Here is an 18,593-nt window from a genome sequence, read left to right as displayed (position 1 = left end):
AAAAGTCTGTCAGCTTCGGCTGGATGATGTTCAAATCAGTGCCACGCCGGCATCGCGCATCCGGCCCAGCATCCTCTCTACTGAGCCGTTGAGATCGATGCCGCGGCAGGCGTCGAGCCGCACGGACGTCTCAAAACCGAGCTTGACCGCGTCGAGCGCCGAAAAGGCGACGCAGAAATCCGTCGCCAGGCCGACCAGGGTCAGCGTCTCGATGTTCCGATCCCGGAGATAGCCGGCAAGGCCGGTCGGCGTCGTCCGATCGTTCTCGAAGAATGCCGAATAGCTGTCGATCGCAGGCCGGAACCCCTTGCGGATCACCAGCTCGGCCTTGCTCCAGGCGAGGCCCGAATGGAAATCCGATCCCAGGCTACCCTGGATGCAGTGATCCGGCCACAGCGTCTGGTGGCCATAAGGCACATCGATCGTTTCGAACGGTTGCTTGCCGGGGTGGCTGGAGGCAAAGCTCGAATGGCCGGCAGGGTGCCAGTCCTGCGTCAGCAGGACGTGCTCGGTCCGCCGGATCAGGTCATTGACTAAGGGCACGATTTCGTCGCCACCGGCCACTTCCAGGGCGCCACCCGGGCAGAAATCATTCTGCAGGTCGATGACGACAAGCGCTTCGTCGGCCATGGAGCCTCCTTATTTTCTTGGTCTTGAGCTTAGGCTCCAATGAAAACGCGACCGGACGCAGAAACTTGACCAGATGGCCGGCTGCGTCAACCTCTTATGGCATAACAAATGCGTTCCGGGCGCACCGGTGGCAACAGCCGTGCAAACTCTGGCTTTGACAATTCCTGCCGGCTTGATATCATTTGCATACGAATGAATTTCCTGCCTTGCATGCTCGGGAAAATCTTTCGACAGGATCCCCTCTCGGGAAGCCCATTCTGGGAAGGCAAAGCGTGATCCGTTACGCAAAACCCACCACGGTCGATGATGCCCTCGCTTTGTTGGGCGAAGGACAATGGCGCATCCTTGCCGGCGGCACCGACTTCTATCCGGCACAGGGCAGCAAGCCCTTTCGCGACAATGTCCTCGACATCAACGGCCTGGCGGCATTGCGCGGCATTGCCGAAGCCGAAACCCATTGGCTCGTCGGCGCGCGCACCACCTGGACCGATCTCGTCCGCCATCCGCTGCCGGCGGCTTTCGACGCGCTGAAGCAGGCGGCACGGGAAGTCGGCTCGGTGCAGATCCAGAACATTGCCTCGATTGCCGGCAATCTCTGCAATGCCTCGCCGGCCGCCGACGGCGTGCCGGCGCTGCTGGTGCTCGATGCCGAAGTCGAACTGCGTTCTGCGGTGGCGACCCGGCATCTGCCGCTTGCAGAATTCATCCTCGGCAACCGTCGCACCGCACTGCAGCCCGGCGAAATGGTCACGGCAATCCGCGTTCCGAAACCCGCGACCGCCGGCGGCTCCGCCTTCGTGAAACTCGGCGCGCGGCGTTATCTCGTCATCTCCATCGCCATGGCCGCCGCACGCCTGGCCGTCGAAGATGGTGTCGTCAGGAACGCGGCCGTCGCCGTCGGGTCCTGCTCGGTCGTCGCCACGCGCCTGGCGGGTGTCGAGGCGGCGCTGCGCGGCCGGCCCGTCGGCCACGCGCTGGCCATCGCGATCCAATCCGCGCCGATGGACGAGCTGTCGCCGATCGCGGATGTGCGCGGCAGCGCCGAATACCGGCTGGATGCAGCGCGCGAGATCGTTGCCCGCGCCGTGCTTGGTGCGATGGGCGCTATTCCCGGTGAAAGGGTGGCGGCCTGATGGGCATGGAGCGCGCCGACATCGCCTTCGAGGTCAACGGCGCCGCCGTCAGTGTTTGCGTGCCGCCGGTGCGGCGGCTATCCGCGGTGCTGCGCGACGAGCTGCGGCTGACCGGCACCAAGATCGGCTGTGATGCCGGCGATTGCGGCGCCTGCACGGTGCTGGTCGACGGCGAGCCGGTCTGCGCCTGCCTGATGCCTGCGGCTTCCGCCTCCGGCACCATGGTGACGACCGTCGAAGGCCTCGGCAATGGCCGGCTGTCGGCGCTGCAGGCTTCGTTCCTAAGCCATGGCGCGGCACAATGCGGCGCCTGCACGCCCGGCCTGCTGGTCGCGGCAACGGCACTCCTGGACAAGACGCCTTACCCGAGCGAGGCCGAAACGCAGGATGCGCTGGGCGGCGTGCTCTGCCGCTGTACCGGCTATCGCAAGATCGTTGCGGCGGTAATGGATGCTTGGCGCTATACCGATGGTCTCGATCCGCGCATGCCATTGTCCGGCCATGCCGTCGGCTCCTCTCCGATCCGCCTCGATGGCGTGCCGAAAGTCACCGGCGGTGAAAAGTTTGGCGGCGATTCCTTCCCCTTGGATGCATTGTCGGTGCTGGTGGTCCGCTCGCCGCTTTATCATGCGGCCTTCAGCTTCGGCGATCTCGATGGCTGGGTGAAATCCCGTCCCGGCATTGTCGGCGTTTTCACCGCCGCCGACATTCCGGGAAAGAATTGTTTCGGCGTGATCGCGCCCTTCGCCGACCAGCCGGCGCTGGCCGAAGGGTTTTCGCGCTTTCGCGGCGAGGCGGTGGCGCTGGTTGCCGGCGAATGCGAGGCTGTCCTCGATCTCGACCTTGCCGAGTTTCCTGTCAGTTGGACCGAATTGCCGCATTTTCTGGAAACTGGCGAAGCACAGGCCGACGGCGCGCCACTGGTCCATGAAAACCGGCCCTCGAACCTGCTCACCTCCGGCTTTGTCGAGCGCGGCGACCCCGAAGCCGCGCTCGCGGACGCGGCATTCGTCGTTTCCGGTGCCATCGACACCTCATATGTCGAGCACGCCTATATCGAACCGGAGGCCGGCTATGCCTTCATGGACGGCGACACGCTGATCGTCGTCGCTTGCACGCAGGCGCCTTATATGGACCGTGACGACACGGCAAAGGTGCTCGGCCTTGCTCCGGAAAAGGTGCGCATTGTGCCGACCGCCACCGGCGGCGGCTTCGGCTCCAAGCTCGACGTCTCGCTGCAACCGCTCATCGGCCTCGTCGCCATGAAAACCGGCCGGCCGGCGGCGCTCGTCTATACCCGCACCGAATCGATGATCTCGACCACCAAGCGCCATCCGGCTCAGATGAAAGCGAGCATCGGCGCCGATGCCGACGGCCGTGTCACCGGCATGGTCTTCGCCGGCGATTTCAACACCGGCGCCTATGCCAGCTGGGGGCCGACGGTCGCCAACCGCGTGCCGGTGCACGCCTCCGGCCCCTATGCGACGCCGAACTATCGCGCCGAAGGCCGCGCCATCCACACCAATGGCCCGATTGCCGGCGCCTTTCGCGGCTTCGGCGTGCCGCAGGCGACGATCATGCAGGAGACCCTCTATGACGAGCTGGCCGACAAGCTCGGCATGGATCGGCTCGACTTTCGCCTGAAGAACTGCCTTCGGAACGGATCCGAAACAGTTACCGGGCAGCGGCTCGAGTCGGGCGTCGGCATCGCCGACTGCCTGGAGGCCCTCCGCTCACATTGGCAGCGTGCCATTCGCGATGCCGAAGCGTTCAATGCCGGCAGCAGCATCAAAAAACGCGGCGTCGGTGTGGCCTCTTGCTGGTACGGCTGCGGCAACACCTCGCTGCCCAATCCATCGACCATCAAGGTCGGCATTTCGGCATCGGGCGAAGTCGTCCTGCATCAGGGCGCCGTCGATATCGGGCAGGGTTCGAACACCGTCATTGCGCAGATCTGCGCCGACGCGTTGGGTCTTCCGCTTGAAAAGCTGCGGCTGAAAGGCGCCGACACGGCGATCACCCCCGACGCCGGCAAGACCTCGGCCTCGCGCCAGACCTTCGTCACCGGCAAAGCCGCCGAAAAAGCCGGCCGTGCCTTGCGCGAGGAGATCTTGCGTTTCGCCAATGTCTCGGAAAAGGCGGCGATTGCGCTGGACGGCACAAGCCTGAGGATCAGGGAAGGCGAAGCGACGCGCCGCATCGATCTTTCCTCGCTGAAGGCCGATGCCGAAGGCTTCGTCTTCCGGGCCGAGGAAAGCTACGACCCGCCGACGCAGCCGCTCGATGCCAAGGGCCAGGGCAAGCCTTATGCCGTCTATGGCTATGGCGCCCAGATCGCCGAACTGGAGGTCGACCTCAGGCTCGGCACGGTGAAGCTGATAAAAATCACCGCCGCGCACGATGTCGGCAAGGCGATTAACCCTTTGCTGGCCGAAGGCCAGATCGAAGGTGGCATCGCCCAGGGCATCGGCATGGCGCTGATGGAAGAATACATCCCCGGCCGCACCGAAAACCTGCACGACTATCTGATCCCGACGATCGGCGACGTGCCGCCGATCGAGACCATCCTGATAGAAGTTCCGGATCCGGAAGGACCCTTCGGCGCCAAGGGTTTGGGCGAGCATGTGCTGATCCCGACGGCGCCGGCGATCCTCAACGCCATCCGCCATGCAACCGGTGTGCTGGTCACCAAAATTCCGGCGACGCCGACCCGCATCCGCGCCGCCATCCTCGACAAGGAGGCGCGCCGATGAGCGAGCTTGCCGAACGCTTCGAGACACACGATCCCGGCGAGAAGCTGGTGGCCGAGAAGATCCGCTGCGATGCCTGTCCGGTCATGTGCTACATCGCCGATGGCCGCACCGGCGCCTGCGACCGCTACGGCAATGTTGGCGGCAGGATCGTGCGGATGGATCCACTGACCATCGTCGATCACGCGGCCGAGACCGGCGGCGCGGTCGTATCTTTTGTTGCCGAAGGCGAGGCATGGGACGGCGAACTGGTCAACACCGGCCGCCGCTTCGTCACCGCGATCGGCGCCGGCACCACCTATCCCGACTACAAGCCGGCCCCCTTCATCGTCAGCCAGGAGGTGGAGGGCGTCGATCTGGTCACCGTCGTCACCGAGGGCATCTTCTCCTATTGCGGCGTCAAGGTGAAGATCGACACCGACCGTCATATCGGCCCCGAAACGGCGACGGTCCGTGCCCAAGGCGAGGCGATCGGCCATGTCACCACCGGCGAATACGGCTCGCAGATGCTGTCGCTGGGCGGCGTGCATCATCTGACCGGCGGCTCGAAGGCTGAAGGGCGCGCCACCTGTGACGCCATGCTCTCCCTGTGCAACCGCAAACCGGTCGAGCTCGTCATAGACGGCGGCGCCACCGTCATCGTCGAGGCCGGCAAGCCGCCGGTCATCGACGGCAAGCTCGAGCAGCGCATGCGCGTCGGCTGCGGTTCGGCCACTATCGGCATGTTCGCCACCCAGTGGCGCGGCCTTGTCGACGAGGTGGTGGTGGTCGACGACCACATCACCGGCGTCGTCTCCGAGCATCAGGCCGGCAAAGTGCTTGGCTGGCAGGACACCGGCATCAAGATCATCGGCCGCCGTTCGACGCCGGGCCGCTATTTCAAGGTGTCGGAGCCCGGCCTCGGCTGGGGCGGCACCAGCATCTCCGACCCGCTGTCGATCCTTGGTGAATGGAACGCCAAAAAGGGTGCGCGCCCCGGCATGTCGCTGCTGATGGTCTCGACCACCGGCGAGCAGTTCGCCTATTACGAGCTCGACGACGAATTGAAGCCGGTGCAGAAACCCTTCCCGGAGCGGCTGCGGAAGTCGGTTGAACTGATCGAGGACAATTGCGAGCCGGCGCTCTGCACCGTGCTTTTCGTCGGCGGCGCCGGCGGCTCGCTGCGCGCCGGCGTCACCGAGAACCCGGTCAATCTGACCCGCTCGGTGCAGGGCCTCAAGACCTATGTGACGGTCGGCGGCGCGCCGGTCTATGTCTGGCCGGGCGGCGGCATCACGCTGATGGTCGACGTCACCCGCGTGCCGGAAGGCGCCTTCGGCTATGTCCCGACGCCGGCGCTGGTGGCGCCGATCGAGTTCACCATGCGCCGCGACGATTATGTCAGGCTCGGCGGCTACGAAGCCGAAATCCGCAGCGTCGACGATATCCTGGCCAAGGGCGGCGAATATCTCAACCCGCGCCGCGGCACGGCCGCACCCCGTGACAATCCCTGGCCGCCGCTGGCGCAGTTGCGTCGCGCGGCCGCAAACGGGGACGGGCGATGAACGGCCCGCAGGCGCATTGGCTCGAGGACGGCCGAAGGCTTCACCTCAATCATGGGCCGATCGACCTGATCGTCGAGGCATTCGGCGAGGCGAGTGAATGCAGCGCTGGCTATCGCCAGGCAGTGGCGCGCTTCCAGACAATCCTGGTTGAACTGGTCGAAGAGTTGCCCGAGCTGCGCTGCCCGGCCTCCTCGCGGCCACGGACTTTCGCTGGCCCGACGGCGCGCCGCATGGAAGCGGCGGTCGTTCCGCTAGCGAAACAATTCATCACACCGATGGCGGCCGTCGCCGGCTCGGTAGCCGACGAAGTGCTTTGTGCGTTGCTTGCCGGCCGTCGGCTCGATCGCGCCTATGTCAACAATGGCGGCGACAGCGCGATCCATCTCGGCAACGGCCAGTCGATGACGCTTGCCATTGCCGGGACAGGTCATGGGTTGGCAGATCGTCTCACGATCCGCGCCGAAGACGGGATCCGCGGTGTCGCGACAAGCGGCTGGCGCGGCCGTTCGTTTTCGCTCGGCATCGCCGACGCGGTCACCGTGCTGGCGCGGACGGGTGCTGAAGCCGATGCCGCCGCGACCTTGATCGCCAACGCCGTCGACGTGCCCGGTCATCCGGCCGTTAGGCGCATACGGGCGCACGATCTTGCACCTGACAGCGATCTCGGCGATCGTTTGGTGACGCAGGGCGTGGGGCCGCTTTCCGCCGCTGAAATCGCTACCGCGTTGGACAGCGGGCTTGCCGCGGCGGAAGACTTCCGGCGGCGCGGCCTGATTGCCGCCGCGGCACTTTTCCTCGGCGGTCGGGCGCGCATCGCAGGTCCGATGGCGCTCGCCAACAAAGTTTTAGAGAGGGAAATTGCTCATGCCTGAGTTTCCGATCCGCAAGATCGTCGTGCTGACCGAAGAGATTTTTCACGAAGGCGGGCCGGTGGCGAAGGTGCCGCGGCGCCGCGCCGCGGCCATGGCTGCGGTGAAGAACCCGTTCGCCGGCCGTTACGTCGAGGAACTGCAGAGCGCGATGGAGGATTTGAAGCCGCTCGGGCTGCTGCTCTCCGACAGGCTCATTGCCGCATTGGGCGGCGACGTGAAACAGATCGACGGTTACGGCAAGGGTGCCATCGTTGGCGCGGCGGGCGAGCTGGAGCATGGCGCGCTGTGGCATGTGCCGGGCGGCTATGCCATGCGCGAACGGCTTGGCGACGCCAAGTCGATCGTGCCGTCGTCGAAGAAGGTCGGCGGCTTCGGCGCGCGGCTCGATGTGCCGCTCGGCCACATCAACGCCGCCTATGTGCGCAGCCATTTCGACGCCATGGAAATCGGCATCAGCGATGGCCCGCGTCCCGACGAGATCCTGTTCTGCCTCGCCATGACCTGTGGCCCGCGCGTGCACGACCGCATGGGCGGGCTGGCGGCCAAGGACATCAAGGCATGGGATGGGCTGCGGTGAGCGCCGAGGACAATCTGCTCAAGCTGGTCGAGGCCGAGGACCCTGACGAAAACGACTATCGCTTGCAGGAGCAGGTCGGCTTCATCCTGCGCAAGGCGCATCAGCGCCATGTCTCGATCTTCGCCGCACACATCGCCGATCTGACGCCGCCGCAATTCGCCGCTCTCGCCAAATTGCGCGACGTCGGCGAGACCTCGCAGAACCAGCTTGGCAGCCTGATCGCCATGGATGCGGCGACGGTGAAGGGCGTCATCGACCGGCTGAAAGCGCGTGGCTTTGTCGAACTTAGCAAGCACGAAGTCGACAAACGGCGCCTGCTGGTCAGTCTGACGGCCGAGGGGCGCGACGCGATCGAGCGGCTAATCCCGCTTGCCCGCGAGATTACGCAGGAAACGCTGGCGCCGCTTTCCGCCAGGGAAGCGGCCATTTTCATGAAGCTGCTGGCCAAGCTGGCTTAATCTGCTGCCTTGCGGCGTTTGGTTGTTGTTCCTGCCGGGCGCTGAACGCCCGGCAGGAAAGCCTCGTCTCAGAGGCCATTGTCCTTCAGGATCTGGGCGGCATTTTCCTTGGTGATCTTCTGCGTCGGCAGGATGATGATCTTTTCCACCTTCTCTCCGTTCAGGAACTTGATCGCCTGCCGCAGCCCTTCGGCGCCCGGCGTCACATAAGTGAACGTCGCCGTCAGCTCGCCATTGGCGACCAGCTGCACGCCTTCATTGGGCAGGCCGTCGATGCCGATGAACTTGATGTCCTTCTCACGTCCGACGTCCTTGGCGGCAAGATAGGCGCCATAGGCCATCGGATCATTGTGGCCGTAGACGAGATCGATCTTCTCGTTGTTGCGCAACGCGGTCGCCATGATGTTGTAGGCCTGGTCCTGCTTCCAGTCGCCCGACTGCTGGTCGAGCAGGTATTTTATGCCCGGCTCCTTGTCGGTGAATTCATGGAAGCCGTCATGGCGATCGTGTGCCGGCTGGGTGCCCATGCCGCCCCAGATCTCGACGACGTTGCCGGCGGCCTTGCCCTTGCCGCCAAGCAGCTCCACGGCGTATTCACCGGCAGCCCGGCCGATCAGCTTGTTGTCGCCGCCGACGAACTGCGTGTAATCGTTGGTTTCGACGTTGCGGTCGAGCACGAAGACCGGGATCTTGGCATCGATCGCCTGCTGCACGACACCGGTCAGGCCGGCGGATTCTTTCGGTGACACCAAGAGCGCATCGACCTCCTGCCGGATCAGGTTTTCGACATCGGCGACCTGCTTCTCGGTCTTGTCCTCGCCGTCGGTGATGATCAGCTCGACTTCCGGATGCTTGGCCGCTTCGGCGAGGATGTCCTTGTTGAACTGGGCGCGCCAAGGTTCGATGGTGGTCACCTGCGAGAAGCCGATCTTCCACTTCTTGTCCTGCGCATGGGCGCCGCCGGCAAGCATGGCGGTCGTGGTCAGGAGTGCCGCTGTCAGCCCGGCGAGCTTCAACAATTCACGTCGTTTCATTTCTTGTTTCCTCCAATATTCAGAGACGCGGTCTCTTGCGACGGCCGCTTTGCCGCGGCCGTTTCCTTGTGCGCTTGCCCACCGGGCAGTCGCAGATAGAAGAGAAGATCACCGGCATTGCGCTCCTGTACGAGCACGGTACCGATGATGATCATCCCCTTCAGCACCAGCTGAAGGTTCGAATTGATGTTGTGCAGCTGCAGGATGTTGGAGAGCAGCCCGAAGATCAGCACGCCGCAGAACGTCCCGGTGAGGCTGCCGCGTCCGCCCATCAGGCTGGTGCCGCCGATGACTACGGCGGCAATCGCGTCGAGCTCCAGCCCGGCGCCGGCGTCCGGCTTGCCTTGCCGGTACTGCGCGACGTAGAGCACCGCCGCGATGCCGGCCAGCAGCCCTGAAACCGCGTAGGTGGCGATCTTGACCCGGCCAGCGGCGATGCCCGACAGCCGCGCCGCCTCCTCATTGCCGCCGATTGCGTAGACATAGCGGCCGAACGGGGTGAAGCGCAGCACGGCGCCGTAGATCAGGATGGCGCCGAGGAAGAACAGGCCCGGCATCGGGATCACGCCGAACACCAGCGAGCGCAGCATTTCGAAATCGGCGGTGGCGTTCGACCCGGTATAAACCGGCAGCACCGCATTGTTCTGGCCGGCTGTCAGCCGGGCGATACCAAGCGCAGTGACCATCATCGCCAGCGTCACGATGAAGGGCTGCAGCCGCCCGGCGACAATGATGAAGCCGTTGAGCGCGCCGAACAGCAGGCCGACGCAAGGCGCCACCAGCAACACGCCGAGCACGCCGAATTTTGAGCCTACCTGCGGCAGCAGGAACCACAGCACCAGACTGCACAGGATCACCCCGACAATGCCGGGCGTCACCAGCCCGCGAACGCTGTCCAACCTGATGTCGTGCGTGGCCTGCGCGCCGGCGCGGGATTTTTCGATGTTCAGCAGGATGAAACGAGTGACGAGAATGCCGAGGCAAAGGGCTGCCACGGCAACTGTCGGCACCCCCAGCACCACCGCCGGCGTCACGCCGGGGACCGTCAGCAGCATGGCACAGACGACCGTGCAGATCGCCATCAGCGAGCCGACGGAAAGGTCTATACCGCCGGTGATGATCACCGCCGTCATGCCGGTGGCAATCAGGCCGGTGGTCGACACCTGGCGCAGCACATCGAGCAGGTTGCCGTAGGACAGGAAGATGTTGTTGCCCTTGGAGCTGATCGGCGAGCCGAGCACGCCGATCAGGAAAATGGCGATCAGGCCCCAATAGAGCTTCGTCCGGGACAGGATATGCAAAATGCTCATGCGGCAGGCCTCGTCATGGTCCGTCGCGGCGCCGCAAGCCGCATGATGGCCTCCTCGCTTGCTTGCGCGCGGGACAGGATTCCCGTCTGGCGGCCGTCGGCCATGACCAGGATACGGTCGGAAAGATGCAGCAGCTCCGGCAATTCCGAGCTGATGACGGCGATCGCCAGCCCGTCTCGCGCCAGCTTGAAGATGAGATCGTAGATTTCCCGCTTGGCGCCGACATCGATGCCGCGCGTCGGCTCGTCGAGCAGCAGCACCCGCGGCCTCGTCGCCAACCACTTGCCGATGACGACCTTCTGCTGGTTACCGCCGGACAGCGTGCCGGCCGGCTGCTCGACGGTCTCGCAGCGAATGCCGAGCGCCTTGACGGCGTCCCGTGCCAGCCCTTGCTCGCCGGCCAACGAGCGCAGGCCGAACCGCGCCAGCGCGCCGACCAGCGGCAGCGCGACATTGTCGGTGATCGAGGCCTCGAGATGCAGGCCTTGCGTCTTGCGGTCTTCTGTAACCAGGGCGATGCCGAGCCGGCGCGCATCGCGTGGTGAACGGATTTCTACTGCCTCGCCATCGAGCCTGATCTCACCGCCGGCACGTCCGCCGCTGGACCCGAAGATGGTTTCCAGGATTTCGGTACGGCCCGAGCCCAGCAGCCCGCCGATGCCGAGTATTTCTCCTGCGGCAAGATCGAAGCTGACGCCATCGAGCACGGTGCGCCAACCATGGCGATTGGGCTTCGACAGCGACAGCTCGCTTACGGACAGGACGGTGTTGCCACCGGGGATGCGGTGCTCCTGGGAGGAAGCAAGCAGGTTTCGCCCGACCATCGCCGAAATTATGGCGTCTTCGTCGAGCTTGTCCATCGCCTGCGTCAGGACGTGGCGTCCATCGCGGAACACGGTGACCCGGCTGGCCAGATGCATGACTTCGTCGATGCGGTGCGAAATGTAGACGATCGCCACGCCGCTATCGGCGAGCTGGCGGATGATGCGGAACAGCCGCCGGCATTCGGCCGGCGAAAGCGCCGAGGTCGGCTCGTCCATGATCAGGATGCGTGCCGACATCGACAGCGCCTTGGCGATCTCGACCAGTTGCTGTTCGCCGACGCGCAAGGCACCGACGCGCGCATCCGGGTCGAGCTCGATGCCGAGCCTTTGCAACAGCGCGCCGGCAGCGCGGCTGCTCGCCTTGCGGTCGACGATCAGCCCGGCGATCAGCTTCTCGCGGCCGAGAAAGATGTTGTCGGCGACGCTGAGTTCGGGGACGAGGTTCAGCTCCTGGTGGATGATGGCGATGCCGGTGCGCTCGGCTTCGCGGACGCCGGCAAAGCGCACCGCATGGCCATCGATACTGACCGTTCCGTTATAGTCCGTATAGACGCCGGACAGGATCTTCATCAGCGTCGACTTGCCGGCGCCGTTCTCGCCCATCAGCGCATGGACCTCGCCGCGCCGCAGCTCGAAGCCGACATCGACCAGCGCCGCGATGCCGCCGAAGGACTTGGAGATATGTTCGGCGCTCAGCACGATAGCCGAGCCGTCCGCCATAACGCCTTGCGCAGGAATGGAATTGCCGTGCTGCATGACAAGGACGGCCTCCCTCCGTCGTCACCGAACACCTCAAACGCTAATCTAAACGTTTCGATCATGTCAAGGCAATATCTGGAGCCTACGATTGTTCCATTTCAATTCTTGCGCAAAATCATAAGATTCCGTAGGTATTGCTGCCGTGGAGTGGTGAAACGTTTCGAAAATGACAGCGTCAGGACGAAAAAAGCAGCGCAAATTCACTGCTCCGACCATGCTTCATGTGGCCGAGGCCGCGCGTGTTTCCGTGGCCACCGTATCGGCGCTGATCAACGGCACCGCGACCGTCAGCCCCGAGCTCAGCCAGCGCATCGAACAGGCGATCCGCGACATCGGCTACAAGCGCAATGCCATCGCCCGCAGCCTCAAGATGGGCACCACACGCACCATCGGGCTCACCGTCCCCCACATCACCAACCCGTTCTTTACCGACGTGGTTTCGGTGATCCAGCAGGCTTTCGACCGGGCCGGCTACGCTGTCATGCTGTGCTGCACCGACGAGCACCTGAACACGCAGGACGATCAGATCAGGCTGCTGCTCGACCGGATGGTCGACGGACTGATCGTCGCGCGTGTCGGCGACGGCGCGATCCTCAAACGGATTGTCGACGACGCCAATGTGCCGGTCGTGCTGCTCGACCGTGTTTGCCAGGGTGTCGACACCGATGCCGTCGTTCTCGACAATCAGCGCGCGGTGTTCGACGCAATCACCTATTTGATCGATCTCGGCCATCGGCGCATCGGCTATATCTCCGGCTCGTTCGATATCTCGCCGATGCATGACCGCATGGCAGGATACCGCGAGGCCCTCCAGGCCGCCGGCCTGCCGGCCGAGGCCGAACTCATCCGCTTCGGCAACTTCCATGAAGTCGACGGCTACAACGCCACCATGCAGCTGCTTTCGCTGCACGACCGGCCGAGCGCCATCTTTTCGGCCAACAACCCGATGGTGATCGGCACCATGAAGGCCATTCGCGATATCGGCCTGTCCTGTCCGGAGGATATTTCGGTCGCCTGCTTCGACGATTTTCCGTGGTCGGATGTGTTCCGGCCGCAATTGACCACGGTCGCACAGCCAGTGCAGGCGATCGGCGAACAGGCGGCCAATCTGCTGCTCGACCGGCTCGCCGGAAACAGGGATGCGCCGCCGCGCAAGCTGACGCTCAAAGGACGCTTGATGATCCGCAATTCATGCCGTCCGCTAGGTGCAAACGCGCAGAGCGTCAGCGCGTAGCGCGTGGGCTCTGTCCAGAAACTTTGTAATGCCGGACGGACAGCGCTCCCTCTGTCCTGCCGACCCCGGCCCTTCGCAGCCGCTACGGGCGTTCGTCGTTCGAAAAACCGAGCAATTGAAGGACGCGGCGCCGATCGAGCCAAGTGGCCAACAATCATACCGCCGACAAGCAGGAAAATCTTGGCAATCGAAGCATGTCGGATTAGGAATATGACGAGATGCGGCTGATCGCCCACACGGGCGCCGGCTTGAGCCATGTGCGTGAAATCGATCCTAATCGGGCTGGTACTTGCTGGGATGGTCGCACTCTTCGGCTGCACCACCGGCGGCGCATTAAAGACTTCCCCCTCGGCCTATGGCGGCCTCACCGATGCCGGTTTTCGCGTTCCGCCGGTTCCGATCTACAAGGTTGACCAGAAGTTCCATCGGCAGACAGTGCCTTATGCGACTGAAGAGGCGCCTGGCACCATCATTGTCGATACAGGAGCGAAGTTCCTCTACTACGTGTTGGGAGACGGTCAGGCGCTGCGCTACGGAATCGGCGTTGGCAAGGCGGGCTTCGAGTGGCATGGCACTGCTCACGTTGCGAGGAAGCGCGAATGGCCGGATTGGAGCGCGCCGTCTGCGATGATCGTGCGCGAGCAGAAGCGAGGCCGCATCATACCGGCTCATATGGAGGGCGGACTCATGAACCCGCTCGGGGCGCGGGCGCTCTATCTTTTCAACGAGAAAGGCGACACCGGATATCGGCTGCACGGTAGCCCTGAATGGTGGTCCATCGGCAAAGCTGTGTCGGCTGGCTGCATCCGCCTCATGAACCAGGACATCATCGATCTCTATAACCGCGCCACAATCGGCACCAAGGTGATCGTCATTTAGTAGACGCCGCGTTTCCGTCCAACGGACGAGCATGACGGATCGAAAACCTCCGCGTAAAACGCGCGAAGTGTTCGCGATGTCTTCGCACACCTGTTCGCGATGTTCCCTGCCTAAGGCCGGCCTTGCCCGCAAACAGTGCCAAGTGGCGAACCAACTCTCAGGCAGCTTCCGACAGCGATTTGTGAGCGTCGGCCAGGATTTCGAACGAGCGCACCCGCGCCGCATGGTCGAAAATCTGCGCCGTGACCATCAGTTCGTCGGCGCCGGTGCGGCCCACGAATGCCTCGATGCCTTGCCTGACCGTTTCGGGAGAGCCGACGACGGCGCAGGAAAGCGCCTGTCCGAGCATGGTCTTGGCCATCGGATCGAGGTCGCGCTCATATCCTTCGACCGGCGGCGGCAGTCGGCCGGGCCGGCCGGTGCGCAGGTTGACGAAGGCCTGCTGCAACGAGGTGAACAACAGCCGCGCCTCTGCATCGGAAGGAGCGGCGAAGACGTTGAGGCCGAGCATCACATAGGGCTTATCGAGCTGCTCCGAAGGCTGGAAACGCGAGCGGTAGATCTCCAGCGCATGGTCGAGCTCGGCCGGCGCAAAATGCGAAGCGAAGGCGTAGGGCAGGCCGAGCATGGCGGCAAGCTGCGCGCCGTAGAGGCTGGAGCCCAGGATCCAGATCGGCACCTTTTCGCCTTCGCCCGGCACCGCGCGGATGCGGCGGCCGTCTTCGGCTGGCTGGAAGTAACCGATCAGCTCGACGACGTCCTGCGGGAAATTGTCGGCGCCAGCGTCGAGGTTGCGGCGCAGCGCTCGTGCCGTGGCCATGTCGGTGCCGGGCGCGCGGCCGAGGCCGAGATCGATGCGGCCGGGATGCAAAGCGTTGAGCGTGCCGAACTGCTCGGCGATGACCAGCGGCGAATGATTGGGCAGCATGATGCCGCCGGCGCCGACGCGTATTGTACGGGTACCTCCGGCGACATGGGCAATGACGACGGAGGTGGCGGCGCTGGCGATGCCCGGCATGTTGTGATGCTCAGCCAGCCAGTAGCGCCGGTAACCCAGCCGCTCGGCATGGCGCGCAAGGTCGAGCGAATTGGCGAGTGACTGGGAAGCGTTGCTTCCTTCGACGATCGGCGACAGGTCGAGAACGGAAAGAGCGGTCATGGCGTCTTAAGCCTCCAGGATTTTCTTCTGTCGCGCCATGGCCTCGAAGGCTGCACGGTCGGGAATGGCGATTTCGAAGCCTTCTAGCACGTCGGCGAGTTCGGCGGCTGTTGCTATCTCCACCTGCTCGGTACCGCCGCCGAGATGATGTGTCGACAGCCGGTTGTTGCGGAGCGCATAGCGGCGGTCCGGCAAGGCCCGTGCCGCGATTACGGAGGAAAGGAAGTGTGAAGTTGGGTGGGTCGACAGGAAATGGTTGCTGACCGAATAGTCGACCTCGTAGTTCTGCTGCATGTCGAAGCGGTACATTGTCCGCCAGTCGCCGCCGACATTGGCCCGCAGGCGAAAATGATCGCCTGTCTCTACCATGCGGAATGTCTCATGTGGGGTCTTCTGCTCGAGGCCCGGTCGAAGCAGGAGCGGTCCTGTCAGCGTCAGCCCGCCGAAGCCGACGTCGGCAATGTAGGTTCGGCCGTCGAGTTCGATACGCAGCAACATATGGCTGCGTGCAGTTATGGCATCATCGGGCTGGCCCCAAAGAACGCGTGCTGCAAGGCCGGTGACGGCGAAGCCAAGCGCCTTCAGCACATGCATGAAAATGAGATTGTGCTCGAAGCAATAGCCGCCGCGATGCCGCGCGACGATCTTTTCCTGCAGCGAGGCAAGATCGAGACGAACCGGGTGGCCTAGAAACGGATCGAGATTTTCGAACGGGATTGCCTGCGGGTGCAAGAGATGGAGCGACTTCAGCGTTTCCAGCGAAGCGTCCCTCGAGCCGGTGTATCCGATGCGGGCGAAATAGGCATCGATGTCGAAGGAGATATCGGTCATGGAAGGGAGTCCGGGCTTTGACCGGCTCGATATAGGCATTCAATCCGGGCGCCGCAAACGCCGCGCGTCGGTTTGCGCTGCAGTGCTGTCCTCGATGAGTTCTTCTTCAGCCACCGCCGTGTGTTGCGCCGCCAGGAAATTGCCGACATGGCTGAGGCCGTCGAAATGATCGCAGAACACCTTGATGACGACCAGCAGCGGCACCGCCAGCAGCGCGCCGACGAAACCCCATAGCCACGACCAGAAGGCGATGGCGATGAGGATCGCCACGGCGTTGATCTCGAGACGGCGGCCGACCACCGTCGGGGTCACGAACTGGCCTTCGACGACGTCGCACAAAAGGACGAAGGCCGGCGCCAGCAGCGCATAGGAAATCGTGTCGAAGCTGATCAGCGCGATGATCGTGACCAGCGTGATGGTGGTCAGCGCCCCGATATAGGGCAGGAAATTGAGCAGAGCCGCTGCCGCGCCCCAGACCTGGGCGTTGGGCACGCCGAGCGCCCACAGGCCGAGCCCGATGACCACGCCGAGACATGTGTTGATGACCGTGACGGTAAGCAGATAGTGGGAGATTTCACGTTCTACGTCGTAGACGACGCGCAGCGCCCGCTTCTTTTCGCTGAGACTGGGGAAGGACTGGACGATCTTTTCATAGAACATCGTGCCCGAGGCGAGCAGGAACAGCGACAGGACGAAGACGATGGTGACGCTGGCGCCGGCCGACAGCACATTGCCGGCGGCCTGCGAGAGAATACCGGATGGCGCCATGGCCACCCTCTGAACGCCCGGCTCCTGGGATGTCTGGGTCAGGCCCTCGATCTGGCGCGAAATCTCCACGATCCTTTCGAGCGGACGGCGCAGTTGTGCCAGACGTTCGGTAAGCTGCTGGCCGATCGTCGAGGTATTGTTGATGAGATCGATGACCGGGCCGCTGAGCAGATATCCCGCGACGGCGACGAGGCAGAACGAAAGCAGCACCAGCAGTGTCGCCGAAATGACATCGGGCATGCCATGCTTGCGCAGGAAGCGAACGATCGGCGTCAGCGTCAGCGCCAGCAGGAAAGCCAGAATGACCGGCATGAAGAAGGCGCGGGCGAAGTAAAGCGCGTAGATCGCCATGAGGATGAAGATGCCGACGAGCAGCGAACGCATCAGATGCGCATCCGCCCGTGCCTCGACGCGCGGATCCGGGCTTTCGGCAGCGCTTGCGCCCGAAGCGGCGGGTTCGGCTTTCATTCTGACCCTCGGCGGTACACCGCGATTGGTGCAGACCGTTGGCGAAAAACGCCTCTGTGGCTTCAAGGTTCCGTTAGCCGGCGTCACCGGCAAGGCCGCCTCGCGGCCTTGCCGGTGAATCAGGCAACCGGCGCCGCCACGGCAGGGACGGCCTTCGCCGTTTCCCGGCGCACGATCGGCGCCACCTTGGTGCCGTAGAGTTCGATGGCCTTCATGACCTTGGCGTGCGGCATGGTGCCGATCGCCATTTGCAGCAGGAAGCGGTCGTTGCCAAATATCCTGTGCTGGGCAATGATCTTCTCGGCCACCTGTTCCGGATTGCCGACGAACAGCGCGCCGTTCGGGCCGCGCGATTGGTCGAAATGCGCCCGCGATGTCGGCCCCCAGCCGCGCTCGCGGCCGATGCGGTTCATCACCTCGGCCTGCGGCCCGTAAAAATCGTCGGCTGCCTGGTCCGTGCTCTCGGCGATGAAACCGTGCACGTTGAGGCTGGTGGCAAGGCTCGCCGGATCGTTGCCGGCCCGCCTGGCTGCATCCCTGTAGATGTCGAACAGCGGTGCGAACCGCGCCGGCTCGCCGCCGATGATCGCCAGCGCCAGCGGCAACCCAAGCACGCCCGCGCGGGCGACGGATTGCGGTGTTCCACCGACGGCGATCCAGATCGGCAATTTTTCCTGCAAGGGCCGGGGATAGACGCCGCGATCCTTGATCGGCGCGCGCAGAGTGCCCGACCAGGTCACCTTGACATGATCGCGGATGGCGAGCAGCAGGTCGAGCTTCTCGGCGAAGAGCTCGTCGTAGTCTTCGAGATTGTAGCCGAACAGCGGAAAGGATTCGATGAACGAGCCGCGCCCGGCCATGATCTCGGCCCGGCCGCCGGATAGAAGATCAAGGGTGGCAAACTGCTGGAAGACGCGCACCGGATCGTCGGACGACAACACGGTGACGGCGCTGGTCAGCCTTATGCGCCTGGTTCGTTCGGCGGCCGCCGCCAGTGCCACCACCGGAGCCGAGGCAGCATAGTCGGGACGGTGGTGCTCGCCGAGACCAAAGACGTCCAGCCCGACCTGGTCGGCCAGCTCGATCTCCTCGATCAGGTTGCGCAGCCGCTCGCGCGCACCGATCGCACCGGGACCCGGTCCCGGGCTGACGTCGGCGAAGGTGTAGAGACCGAGTTCCATAGTGTGTCATCCCAGCGTTTTGTCGTGGCGCTACAGGTAGCGATCAGTCCGCCGCCCCGCCAGAGGCCCGGATGGTGAACAGTGCGGGTGCCATTCAGTCGAATTCAATCGAAATGGCGTCTCCTGGTTGCAACAGATCAGAATTTCATGGCTGGCATACCGTTTTGGCGCTTGAACTCTCG

At 64.0% G+C, this 18,593-nt stretch carries 16 protein-coding genes; 8 read left to right on the top strand and 8 right to left on the bottom strand.

All coding sequences use genetic code 11. From position 1 onward, the window contains the following. Positions 1 to 30 precede the first annotated feature (30 nt). Positions 31 to 630, bottom strand: a complete 600-nt coding sequence (gene pncA, locus AC0L2X_RS28465; RefSeq protein WP_023718168.1) for a bifunctional nicotinamidase/pyrazinamidase — start codon at positions 628 to 630, stop codon at positions 31 to 33. Between the two features lie 272 nt (positions 631 to 902). Between pncA and AC0L2X_RS28460 the strand changes: the two genes are divergently transcribed. From AC0L2X_RS28460 to AC0L2X_RS28435, 6 genes are read left to right on the top strand one after another with little or no spacing between them, the layout of a single operon-like run. Continuing rightward, positions 903 to 1,763, top strand: coding sequence for an FAD binding domain-containing protein (locus AC0L2X_RS28460; protein WP_473600770.1), 861 nt, complete (start codon positions 903 to 905; stop codon positions 1,761 to 1,763). Then, a complete protein-coding gene (locus AC0L2X_RS28455) occupies positions 1,763 to 4,516 on the top strand; it encodes a molybdopterin-dependent oxidoreductase (RefSeq protein ID WP_473600769.1) in 2,754 nt (917 codons plus the stop codon). The genes AC0L2X_RS28460 and AC0L2X_RS28455 overlap by 1 nt, the downstream gene beginning before the upstream one ends. After that, entirely contained in the window at positions 4,513 to 6,057 is a 1,545-nt protein-coding gene (locus AC0L2X_RS28450) for a 6-hydroxynicotinate reductase (RefSeq protein WP_473600768.1), read from the top strand. Before AC0L2X_RS28455 ends, AC0L2X_RS28450 begins: the two co-directional genes overlap by 4 nt. After that, positions 6,054 to 6,929 (top strand): UPF0280 family protein, encoded by an 876-nt coding sequence (locus tag AC0L2X_RS28445; protein WP_473600767.1) that lies wholly within the window; start codon positions 6,054 to 6,056, stop codon positions 6,927 to 6,929. Before AC0L2X_RS28450 ends, AC0L2X_RS28445 begins: the two co-directional genes overlap by 4 nt. Continuing rightward, a complete protein-coding gene (locus AC0L2X_RS28440; protein WP_473600766.1) occupies positions 6,922 to 7,506 on the top strand; it encodes an amino acid synthesis family protein in 585 nt (194 codons plus the stop codon). The genes AC0L2X_RS28445 and AC0L2X_RS28440 overlap by 8 nt, the downstream gene beginning before the upstream one ends. Beyond that, positions 7,503 to 7,964 carry a MarR family winged helix-turn-helix transcriptional regulator gene (locus AC0L2X_RS28435; protein WP_473600781.1) on the top strand — a complete coding sequence of 154 codons (462 nt, stop codon included), beginning with the start codon at positions 7,503 to 7,505 and terminating at the stop codon, positions 7,962 to 7,964. The genes AC0L2X_RS28440 and AC0L2X_RS28435 overlap by 4 nt, the downstream gene beginning before the upstream one ends. A gap of 68 nt (positions 7,965 to 8,032) precedes the next feature. Here the strand turns inward: AC0L2X_RS28435 and AC0L2X_RS28430 are convergent, their stop codons facing one another. Genes AC0L2X_RS28430 through AC0L2X_RS28420 form a run of 3 tightly spaced genes read right to left on the bottom strand, consistent with a single transcriptional unit; the run spans position 8,033 to position 11,888 of the window. Then, on the bottom strand, positions 8,033 to 8,998 hold the full coding sequence (locus AC0L2X_RS28430) for a substrate-binding domain-containing protein (RefSeq protein WP_473600765.1): 966 nt from the start codon (positions 8,996 to 8,998) through the stop codon (positions 8,033 to 8,035). After that, complete coding sequence (locus AC0L2X_RS28425; RefSeq protein ID WP_023718176.1) at positions 8,995 to 10,308, bottom strand: ABC transporter permease; 1,314 nt, start codon at positions 10,306 to 10,308, stop codon at positions 8,995 to 8,997. Before AC0L2X_RS28425 ends, AC0L2X_RS28430 begins: the two co-directional genes overlap by 4 nt. Continuing rightward, complete coding sequence (locus AC0L2X_RS28420) at positions 10,305 to 11,888, bottom strand: sugar ABC transporter ATP-binding protein (protein WP_352490546.1); 1,584 nt, start codon at positions 11,886 to 11,888, stop codon at positions 10,305 to 10,307. The genes AC0L2X_RS28425 and AC0L2X_RS28420 overlap by 4 nt, the downstream gene beginning before the upstream one ends. Before the next feature lie 217 nt (positions 11,889 to 12,105). On the opposite strand from AC0L2X_RS28420, the gene AC0L2X_RS28415 reads away from it, so the two are divergent. Both AC0L2X_RS28415 and AC0L2X_RS28410 read left to right on the top strand, forming a co-directional pair. Continuing rightward, entirely contained in the window at positions 12,106 to 13,125 is a 1,020-nt protein-coding gene (locus tag AC0L2X_RS28415; protein ID WP_473600764.1) for a LacI family DNA-binding transcriptional regulator, read from the top strand. Positions 13,126 to 13,380: 255 nt separating this feature from the next. After that, positions 13,381 to 14,004, top strand: a complete 624-nt coding sequence (locus tag AC0L2X_RS28410; protein WP_352490545.1) for a L,D-transpeptidase — start codon at positions 13,381 to 13,383, stop codon at positions 14,002 to 14,004. Positions 14,005 to 14,161: 157 nt separating this feature from the next. On the opposite strand, the gene AC0L2X_RS28405 is transcribed toward AC0L2X_RS28410, so the two are convergent. The 4 genes from AC0L2X_RS28405 to AC0L2X_RS28390 all read right to left on the bottom strand — a co-directional run bounded on the left by AC0L2X_RS28405 (position 14,162) and on the right by AC0L2X_RS28390 (position 18,411). Further along, positions 14,162 to 15,163: an LLM class flavin-dependent oxidoreductase gene (locus AC0L2X_RS28405; protein WP_473600763.1), complete on the bottom strand. Its 1,002-nt coding sequence runs from the start codon at positions 15,161 to 15,163 to the stop codon at positions 14,162 to 14,164. 6 nt (positions 15,164 to 15,169) lie between these two features. Then, on the bottom strand, positions 15,170 to 15,994 hold the full coding sequence (locus AC0L2X_RS28400) for an arylamine N-acetyltransferase family protein (protein WP_473600762.1): 825 nt from the start codon (positions 15,992 to 15,994) through the stop codon (positions 15,170 to 15,172). A gap of 39 nt (positions 15,995 to 16,033) precedes the next feature. Further along, a complete protein-coding gene (locus tag AC0L2X_RS28395) occupies positions 16,034 to 17,230 on the bottom strand; it encodes an AI-2E family transporter (RefSeq protein WP_473600761.1) in 1,197 nt (398 codons plus the stop codon). 119 nt (positions 17,231 to 17,349) lie between these two features. Further along, positions 17,350 to 18,411 carry an LLM class flavin-dependent oxidoreductase gene (locus AC0L2X_RS28390; protein WP_473600760.1) on the bottom strand — a complete coding sequence of 354 codons (1,062 nt, stop codon included), beginning with the start codon at positions 18,409 to 18,411 and terminating at the stop codon, positions 17,350 to 17,352. Positions 18,412 to 18,593 lie beyond the last annotated feature (182 nt).

The sequence above is a fragment of the Mesorhizobium sp. WSM4828 genome, from assembly GCF_055811175.1.
The sequence above is the reverse complement of the archived record's forward strand: the minus strand, read 5'-3'. Positions and strand labels throughout refer to the sequence as shown.

Coding starts and splice junctions, on each gene's coding strand:
- pncA (WP_023718168.1), bottom strand. CDS start 630: ATGGCCGACGAAGCGCTTGTCGTCATCGACCTGCAGAATGATTTCTGC.
- AC0L2X_RS28390 (WP_473600760.1), bottom strand. CDS start 18,411: ATGGAACTCGGTCTCTACACCTTCGCCGACGTCAGCCCGGGACCGGGT.
- AC0L2X_RS28450 (WP_473600768.1), top strand. CDS start 4,513: ATGAGCGAGCTTGCCGAACGCTTCGAGACACACGATCCCGGCGAGAAG.
- AC0L2X_RS28445 (WP_473600767.1), top strand. CDS start 6,054: ATGAACGGCCCGCAGGCGCATTGGCTCGAGGACGGCCGAAGGCTTCAC.
- AC0L2X_RS28440 (WP_473600766.1), top strand. CDS start 6,922: ATGCCTGAGTTTCCGATCCGCAAGATCGTCGTGCTGACCGAAGAGATT.
- AC0L2X_RS28430 (WP_473600765.1), bottom strand. CDS start 8,998: ATGAAACGACGTGAATTGTTGAAGCTCGCCGGGCTGACAGCGGCACTC.
- AC0L2X_RS28425 (WP_023718176.1), bottom strand. CDS start 10,308: ATGAGCATTTTGCATATCCTGTCCCGGACGAAGCTCTATTGGGGCCTG.
- AC0L2X_RS28395 (WP_473600761.1), bottom strand. CDS start 17,230: ATGAAAGCCGAACCCGCCGCTTCGGGCGCAAGCGCTGCCGAAAGCCCG.
- AC0L2X_RS28400 (WP_473600762.1), bottom strand. CDS start 15,994: ATGACCGATATCTCCTTCGACATCGATGCCTATTTCGCCCGCATCGGA.
- AC0L2X_RS28405 (WP_473600763.1), bottom strand. CDS start 15,163: ATGACCGCTCTTTCCGTTCTCGACCTGTCGCCGATCGTCGAAGGAAGC.
- AC0L2X_RS28415 (WP_473600764.1), top strand. CDS start 12,106: ATGCTTCATGTGGCCGAGGCCGCGCGTGTTTCCGTGGCCACCGTATCG.
- AC0L2X_RS28420 (WP_352490546.1), bottom strand. CDS start 11,888: ATGCAGCACGGCAATTCCATTCCTGCGCAAGGCGTTATGGCGGACGGC.
- AC0L2X_RS28455 (WP_473600769.1), top strand. CDS start 1,763: ATGGGCATGGAGCGCGCCGACATCGCCTTCGAGGTCAACGGCGCCGCC.
- AC0L2X_RS28410 (WP_352490545.1), top strand. CDS start 13,381: ATGTGCGTGAAATCGATCCTAATCGGGCTGGTACTTGCTGGGATGGTC.